7 protein-coding genes are annotated in these 7,756 nt (G+C 35.9%); 3 read left to right on the forward strand and 4 right to left on the reverse strand.

All coding sequences use genetic code 11. The annotated features are described in order from the left end of the window. Window positions 1–39: 39 nt before the first annotated feature. Window positions 40–1,164, reverse strand: coding sequence for an endonuclease/exonuclease/phosphatase family protein (locus MTQ00_RS03410; protein ID WP_273647747.1), 1,125 nt, complete (start codon window positions 1,162–1,164; stop codon window positions 40–42). Window positions 1,165–1,353: 189 nt separating this feature from the next. On the opposite strand from MTQ00_RS03410, the gene MTQ00_RS03415 reads away from it, so the two are divergent. Continuing rightward, window positions 1,354–1,947 carry a TetR/AcrR family transcriptional regulator gene (locus MTQ00_RS03415; RefSeq protein WP_273647748.1) on the forward strand — a complete coding sequence of 198 codons (594 nt, stop codon included), beginning with the start codon at window positions 1,354–1,356 and terminating at the stop codon, window positions 1,945–1,947. 110 nt (window positions 1,948–2,057) lie between these two features. Beyond that, window positions 2,058–3,323, forward strand: coding sequence for an MFS transporter (locus MTQ00_RS03420; protein WP_273647749.1), 1,266 nt, complete (start codon window positions 2,058–2,060; stop codon window positions 3,321–3,323). A gap of 62 nt (window positions 3,324–3,385) precedes the next feature. On the opposite strand, the gene MTQ00_RS03425 is transcribed toward MTQ00_RS03420, so the two are convergent. Beyond that, complete coding sequence (locus tag MTQ00_RS03425) at window positions 3,386–3,880, reverse strand: hypothetical protein (protein WP_273647750.1); 495 nt, start codon at window positions 3,878–3,880, stop codon at window positions 3,386–3,388. A gap of 227 nt (window positions 3,881–4,107) precedes the next feature. Continuing rightward, window positions 4,108–4,971, reverse strand: coding sequence for a helix-turn-helix domain-containing protein (locus MTQ00_RS03430; protein ID WP_273647751.1), 864 nt, complete (start codon window positions 4,969–4,971; stop codon window positions 4,108–4,110). Window positions 4,972–5,313: 342 nt separating this feature from the next. Between MTQ00_RS03430 and MTQ00_RS03435 the strand changes: the two genes are divergently transcribed. Beyond that, window positions 5,314–6,444 carry a 1-acyl-sn-glycerol-3-phosphate acyltransferase gene (locus MTQ00_RS03435; RefSeq protein ID WP_273647752.1) on the forward strand — a complete coding sequence of 377 codons (1,131 nt, stop codon included), beginning with the start codon at window positions 5,314–5,316 and terminating at the stop codon, window positions 6,442–6,444. A 120-nt stretch (window positions 6,445–6,564) separates the two neighbouring features. Here MTQ00_RS03435 and MTQ00_RS03440 read toward each other — a convergent pair whose 3' ends face one another. Beyond that, window positions 6,565–7,194, reverse strand: coding sequence for a class I SAM-dependent methyltransferase (locus MTQ00_RS03440; RefSeq protein ID WP_273647753.1), 630 nt, complete (start codon window positions 7,192–7,194; stop codon window positions 6,565–6,567). Window positions 7,195–7,756 lie beyond the last annotated feature (562 nt).

The following is a 7,756-nucleotide window of genomic DNA, read 5'->3' on the forward strand; positions in this document are numbered from 1 at the left end:
CCTTCGTGGTTCCTATCTTTTGGGATACTCACATTTAAGTTATCGATTACCTGTTCCGTTTTGCGTAACCAGCTCAAAGGTGGATAACACTCCTTTATGATCCGAAGGCCAGATACCTATAGGAGGAACAAATGAATCCTGGGTATTCTCCGGAGTACGGATATTTTTTACAATAGACTTGTTATAGCCTATAATATGGGAGCTTTTTAAAGTAAGATTGGGAGCCTGCATAAAGAAAATATAGTCAATCCGCTCTCTTTCATCTGCGTCAGGAGCCCATGTTAACTGGTTGACGGGTTTTGCCGGATTATCGGAGGGGTAGGTGAATCCGGGATGGGTAACGGGAGAAGGATGCATCATGCGGTATGAGTCTTTAAAACCTGCATTATTCAGGAGTTTGGTGGTATCCCATTGGTAAACGACAGTATGATGATCATATAAATTGGCTGTACTACTTACCCAATCAAACATAGAAGGCTCATTAAAATCTCCTCCCAGAAATATTATGGAACCTTTTGTTTTTTCTGTATTTGCATCGGAGATAAACGCTGAGATAGCTTCATCTCTATAAGAAGCAAGATTCATTTCCGATATTTTTGTGAGGTTGGTTTCTGGACCATTGGGTAGTTTTGACCATGTCGTCCCACTGTACCCACGAGGAAGATAACAGGCATAATGAGTATAATCAAGATGACCGGTGTAAGCAGCGATGCGCTGTCCGTTAATTTGAGTGACCAGTTTGTAAACTGAGCCGTGATCATTGCTCACCGGGTAGACAGAAGCGTTTTCAATAATCGGATACCTGGATAATATCCCCGAATCATCTGAACGGAAGGAATAGTAGGTATACCCTTTGGAATGAAGTGACTGAACCAGTTTATTCGTGAAGTCGACATTATTATAGTTTCTGACTTCGCTGAGAAATACAAAATCAGCATCCGACCGGACAATTTCATTGACAATAGCATCATAGCCTCCTGTTACAGAGGTTCCTTCCTGCCATACATTGATCTGGAAAAGTTTCAGTTCTTTTACAGTAGCAGTGGACGACCATTTGTTTTCCGTCTTTTTATTTGAATTCTTTAGCAGATCTTGCCTGGATTCCTCCTGAGAACAAGCCATCATGCTCAGTGAGCATAGCAGTAATATTTTTATTTTTTTCATATTGTATTTTCAAGTTTAGTTTTGGTGTTCTTTTTTTACTAAAATAAATATTTTTTGGTTGACAAGGATAATTTAATCAACATAGATTTATGTACAATTTGAGGTATAGGTTAACTTTTAAGGAAAATAATATTTATTAATTAATAAATATTCATTAATTTTACAGCCTGAAATTTTAAAACTTTACTCATGCGTTTAAAAGAAGGTGATAAAAGAGAGCTCATTAAGACAGAAGCGATTAAAATGATCATCAGAAACGGACTGGAGGGATTCAGCATGAATAAACTTGCGAAGGCCTGCAAGATTTCTGTTGCTACTCCTTATCTGTATTTTAAAGACCGGGATGATTTAATTTTAACGATTGCCAAAGAAGAGGGGCAAACAATGTCTGATGCTATTCTAAATAATTTTGATCCTGAAGCTCATTTTGAAGAAGGCTTACGGGTACAGTGGAGAAATCGGTATGGCTACATGACCACTCATCCTGACAAACATTTGTTTTTTGAGCAATTGAGGAACTCAAGCTACCAGGAAGAATTTCTTCATCATTTTTTACGGGGATTTAAGGAGACTTTAGGGAAATTCTGGGACAATGCAGTAAAGAGAGGTGAACTCAGCCCAATGCCTTTTGAAGTATACTGGTCGGTTGCTTTTTCTCCCATGTACTCTTTAGCAAGGTTCCATAATGAAGGAAAAAGTCTTGGCGGAAAATCCTTTAAAATGACGGACGAAATTTTATGGCAGACATTTGATCTTGTCGTAAAAGCTTTAAAAAAGAAGTGATAAAATTTCTATTACATTATTATTTACACAAAAACTAATCAAACAATGGATGCTAGGAGCTTGGTCATAACTGACGACTCCCGGAATCTTAATTTACCTTTAAAGAAATTATGGAACAACAACCTTTGCCCTTTACGGGCTATCAGAAGTTTGTCATATTTATTTTAGCAATTACCCAGTTTACGGTAATATTGGATTTTATGGTAATGTCTCCACTGGGCGATATGCTCATGAAATCACTTAGCCTAAAACCTTCAGCTTTTGGCTTTGCCGTTTCTGCCTACGCTTTCAGTGCGGGAGTTTCAGGATTGCTGACGGCGGGTTTTGCCGACAGATTTGACAGGAAAAAACTTTTACTATTTTTTTACATCGGATTTATTATCGGAACTATTTTTTGCGGTATGGCACAATCTTATGCGGCCCTGGTCGCCGCGAGAATTATTACAGGCCTTTTTGGAGGAGTGATAGGCTCTATTTCTATGGCTATTATAACTGATTTGTTTGTGCTGCAACAAAGAGGTAGGGTAATGGGATTTATTCAGATGGGCTTCGGAGGAAGCCAGGTTCTTGGGGTGCCTATCGGGCTTTATCTGGCTAATAAATGGGGCTGGGAAGCACCTTTCTGGATGGTAGCGGCTTTGAGTGTCGTTATTGCTGTTTTAATTTTCCTGAAATTGCAGCCTGTAAACAAACATCTTTCTGTACAACGGGATAAATCTGCTTTTCAGCATTTGTGGCATACAATTGCAAAAAGTAATTACAGGGTAGGGTTTGCCGCTACAGCCTTACTTTCCATCGGAGGTTTTATGATGATGCCTTTCGGAAGTGCGTTTGCAGTTAATAACCTTGGGCTTACCAATGAACAGCTTCCTATGTTATTTATGGTTTCTGGGGTTAGCTCATTGGTGATCATGCCTTTGATCGGAAAATTAAGTGATAAAGTAGACAAGTTTAAAATATTTGCAATAGCTTCAGTATGGATGATGGGGATGTGCGTGCTTTATACTAACCTGTCCGTAACTCCGTTATGGCTGGTGATGATATTTAATATCCTGATGATGATCGGGATTATGAGTCGTATGATTCCTTCTTCAGCTTTAACGAGTGCCATTCCGGATTTACAGGACCGTGGCGCTTTCATGAGCATTAACTCTTCTCTGCAGCAAATAGCAGGTGGAATAGCAGCAGCTGTTGCAGGCGTGATCGTTACCCAAGAAAGTAAAGGGGCTCCCTTAGAGCACTATAATATAGTGGGATATGTGATCGTTGCCATTTCTATATTAGGTATCTTCTTAATGTGGAGAGTGGACAACTTAACAAAAAAGAAAACCGTTGATAAAGCTCCCATAGAAGATACTGTTCCTTTATCGGAGTAAATACAATGCAAAATAAAAATGTTCGGATTTTCCGAACATTTTTTTTAAGCAAAGAATGAAATTTAGAATGACACTTGTTGATTAGCTCTTTTTTGTTTGATGTACTGATATACCGAACCCGCGAGAAACAGAATAAAGAGCGCGCCCAACGTTTTTCCTATAATAGGGTCGCTGATATCTTTTGCCAATGGATGTCCTAATGGAACACGGGTAAAAGTTTCATTAACCGTAGGCACGAGTGACAGAAAAAAGCTGAAAGAGAGTGAGAAATTTTCAAAATACCGTGCTCTGTTACTGTTTTGCTTTTTTGAAAAAAGAAAATATGCGGCAGACACCAAAACGATGATAAAGATGGAAAAAATATGTCCTGCATTAAAACCTCCATGCTTTGAAATTCCCAATGCTGTAAGTGAGGTGATAAGGGTTCCGTAAAAATATATTTTTCCCGGTAGTCTGCTAAGATCGATCTTGCCGTATTTAATAAATGATAGTAATGCTCCTGCAATGGCAGCAATTCCAATAATCGTATGGAATATTCCTAAACCTGATAGTCCCATTTTATGATGTTTTTAATTTATAAATCCTTTATTTGAAAAAATACAGTTCAATTGTTTTTTTTCAATATTTTCCCAAGAGGAACATTGCAAAGTTGCGTCAGAAAAAAAGAAATAGCTTTGCGATTTCGTTCAATTGTTTGGTATTTTGGTTCATAAAAAAGCATCCTTAAACCGGTTTTAAGAATGCTATAACGGAGGATTTTTAACAGAAATAAGGAAGTGGAATATTATATCGGGTTATCGTCTTTTATTTTTTGACGATAGTTCGTTGGACTCTGATGATATTTTTCACCAAAGCTTTTTGTAAAATTAGCCAGATCATTGAATCCGCATTCAAATGCAATATGAGTGATGCGCTGATCTGAAATCGCAAGAAGTTCGGCAGCTTTTTCAAGCCTTTTGTTTCTGATATAGTTGGCAGGGGTATCATTATAGAGTTTTGAAAATTCTCTTTTAAAGGAAGACACACTCAGGTTAGCCCGTCCTGCAAGCTGTTCGATCGTTAATTGTGAAAACAGATTGGCTTCAATGATTTGCTTGAAAGTGTAAGTTGTAGGAGAAAAAAGCTGTGATAATATCACTTGTATTGCTTCCGCATTTTGGGTTTGAGCTAACAAAAGTATAATTTCCTTGAGCTTCAGAATCAGGATATCTTCATTTACCAAAGACGGATTCTCAAAATAAAACAACAGTCCTTCAATATATTTTTGAATTAAAAATTCATTGTTGATTTTTTCATTGGATTGATTTGAAATGATGTTTCCGGGAGGATGAAGTAATAAAGGCAATTCCCGATCGTAGATTTTCTTTAGTATGTCCGGATAAAAAGTAACAATTACAACTTCACAGTTAGTCTCGGAGGCAGCATGATAGATTTGCTTACCGGAGGTGATACAATTGAGAAGTAAAGAATAATGGGTAGGTATATTAATTTCATCATTATCCTTCTTATATTGTAGTTCCCCTTTTAAAACATATAGAAAACACGCCTGTTCGGTAACTGGAAAATCATAATTAAAAGGTGAGGTCAATGCAATTTTTTGCATTAATGTCTTACCAAACAGGTCATATTTTTTATAATCATTTACCATAACTTTATTTTTTATCCGGTCCTGTGATGGATAGCATTATTATCAAGAGAATGTTTTGCATGCTATTAAAATATCTATCAAATATAGATAAGAAAATATGATTTTAAGTGAGAATGTAATAAAACAATATTTTATCAGCTGTTTTTAAATTATCTCGACATAATTAATCAAGATATTGGTCAATAGTACTTTGTTGTACCGGTCAGTTTTTCAATCTGTATTTTCTTTTTAAACATAAACTTTCAATAATCAATTTACCGAATAACAATTATGACATGAATCATCGGGCGTAGTCAATATTTTTTTGTTCTTTTGCAGTGCGTTTAATTTTTAAATAATAATATGTCAAAATTTGATGATATCAGGCCTTTTTATGATGATGAAGTTAATGATGCTCTGAAGAGTGTTGCAAAACATCCTATGATGAAGGCGTTGATGCGTTTTACTTTTCCTGATCAGGACGAAGAATTTTGGCTTGGACAATTTAAAGATATTCATTCCATTAGTGATTTTCAACACCACTTTATAGCGTATACCGTTCGCCAGATCCTGAAACAAAGTTCTGAGGGATTAAGTACTTCCGGATTCGAGGACCTGGATAAGGATACAGCTTATCTGTTTGTTTCCAGTCATCGTGATATTGTTCTGGATACCTCTCTGCTCAATTTGGTATTGCTGGATGAGGGACTTGTAATGACATCTTCAGCAATTGGGGATAATCTGGTACAGAAATCATTCCTTCATATCCTTGCAAAACTGAATCGTAATTTTTTAGTTCAGCGTGGACTGCCGATCCGTGAACAACTAAACAGTTCAAAGATCATGTCCGAATATATTTATGAGCTGCTTACTAAAGAAAACCGATCCGTATGGATTGCACAAAGAGAAGGCCGAACCAAAGACGGCAATGACGCTACACAACAAGGAGTTCTGAAAATGCTTGCCATGGCAGCAGGGGAGCAGTCATTAACCGACTTCTTTAAAAGTCTGAAAATAGTTCCGCTATCTATTTCATATGAATATGATCCTACAGATGTTCTGAAGATGCCGCAACTTATGGCGAAATCAAGAAATGAAGTTTATATTAAAGATAAGGATGAGGATTTTACAACAATGCTAAGCGGAGTGCTGGGCCAGAAAAAACGCATTCACCTGCATGCAGGAAAGGTACTCGGGACTGAGCTTGATGAGATCGGATCAGAATTTGATAACAAGAACAAACAGCTACAGGCCATTGCTCAGGTAATCGATGATTCTATTATCCGGAATTATAAACTCTGGCCAACAAATTTCATTGCCTACGACCTTTTGCATAAGACGAATCAATATTCCGGATGTTATACGGAAAATGAAAAGATGCTGTTCGAGAGAAGAATGGAAATGCGTATCGATATTTCCGATGCAGAGCTGAAACAAAGTTTTTTAGCAATGTATGCAAATCCGGTTATCAATAAAGATAAATACAATAAATAGCAGGCTTTAGCATATTTGAAATCTGTAAAATAGAATTCTTTTTTAATGCGAAAAGGGAATGAGATAAACCTGTAAACTCAAACTCTTTTGAGTTTTATCATGTATGATATAACACACAGGTCAATTCAGTTTTCCGATCAATACCATGTCAGTAATCATCACACCATCTTTATCGGAAGAATTAAAACGTTTTACCTGCAACATATCAAAATTATTTTCCTGGAAAGCTTTTGCTAAATAATCTTCCTGATGGTAATAAAGGTAAACCTGATCTCCTAAACTGGATGTGATCAATCCTGATTTGCTATAATCATCCTCCATCGTACTCAAATAAAATACACCTCCGGGCTTTAACAATGCGGAGACATCTTTGATTAAGGTGAACGCTTCATCACGTGTTAAATAAGGAAGGCAGAAGCCACAAACAATTCCGTCAAATTTTTTTTGGAGCTTATGAATATCCCGGCAATCCATCAGTTGAAAATCTGCTGTAGGATTATTGGCTTGGGCAAGATCAAGCATTTTCGAGGATAAATCGATTCCTAATATGTTGTATTCTGGTTTTCTGTCCAATAAATATTTAGTAATATTTCCCGGACCACAGGCAATATCAAGAATATCGGCACGATCAGCCTCTATTTGATCGCAGAAGAAATTAAAAGTGTTCCCAAACAAGCTTACATCCATGAACTTATCCTGGTATATTTTTGCGGCTTTATCAAATGCCTCAACGGGTTTTAATATTTTCATGATTTTAGATTTTTAGATACCAATTTAAATAAATATTATTAATCCCTAATAAAGAGTAGTGCAGTTTTGAATATATACTTAAAATGAATTTATGATCAATTGACTAGAATAAGCAAAAGTCATGTTATTAATACTCGATTTGTCAATTTCACCTGATAACATAAATGAGTAAAATTGAAGACTCACAAGCTTTTTGCTGGTTTTTGCTTTAAGTGCAATTGAAAGGATTCTTCATCTAAACCTTATTTTTAGTTAATTAAGAAAATGTGAACAACATAAAATTATGCGATAAACGAAATTTAGGGTTGAAGGATGAAGATTTAGGTTACTCTATTATGGGTGTTTCACCGTAAAATGAAAAAATGATATTAATAAAGCTTAAAAATAAAATGATTTATAGATTTCCATTATTAGACTTTTTAATTTGAAATTATTGACTAGATCATATTGGACTATATTGTTATGTGATAAAGCTTTACAGTTAATAAAAAATTCACCCTGATGTGATTATTGTTATGCAGAGAATAATATTGGTCTAAAAGCTTTATAATGAATAAACTAA

Origin of the sequence: Chryseobacterium sp. B21-037, assembly GCF_028570785.1 — a bacterium.
Lineage (GTDB): Bacteria > Bacteroidota > Bacteroidia > Flavobacteriales > Weeksellaceae > Chryseobacterium > Chryseobacterium proteolyticum.

Excerpts from the sequence above, each read along its gene's own strand:
- MTQ00_RS03435 (WP_273647752.1), top strand. The coding sequence starts at position 5,314 with ATGTCAAAATTTGATGATATCAGGCCTTTTTATGATGATGAAGTTAAT.
- MTQ00_RS03415 (WP_273647748.1), top strand. The coding sequence starts at position 1,354 with ATGCGTTTAAAAGAAGGTGATAAAAGAGAGCTCATTAAGACAGAAGCG.
- MTQ00_RS03440 (WP_273647753.1), bottom strand. The coding sequence starts at position 7,194 with ATGAAAATATTAAAACCCGTTGAGGCATTTGATAAAGCCGCAAAAATA.
- MTQ00_RS03430 (WP_273647751.1), bottom strand. The coding sequence starts at position 4,971 with ATGGTAAATGATTATAAAAAATATGACCTGTTTGGTAAGACATTAATG.
- MTQ00_RS03410 (WP_273647747.1), bottom strand. The coding sequence starts at position 1,164 with ATGAAAAAAATAAAAATATTACTGCTATGCTCACTGAGCATGATGGCT.
- MTQ00_RS03425 (WP_273647750.1), bottom strand. The coding sequence starts at position 3,880 with ATGGGACTATCAGGTTTAGGAATATTCCATACGATTATTGGAATTGCT.
- MTQ00_RS03420 (WP_273647749.1), top strand. The coding sequence starts at position 2,058 with ATGGAACAACAACCTTTGCCCTTTACGGGCTATCAGAAGTTTGTCATA.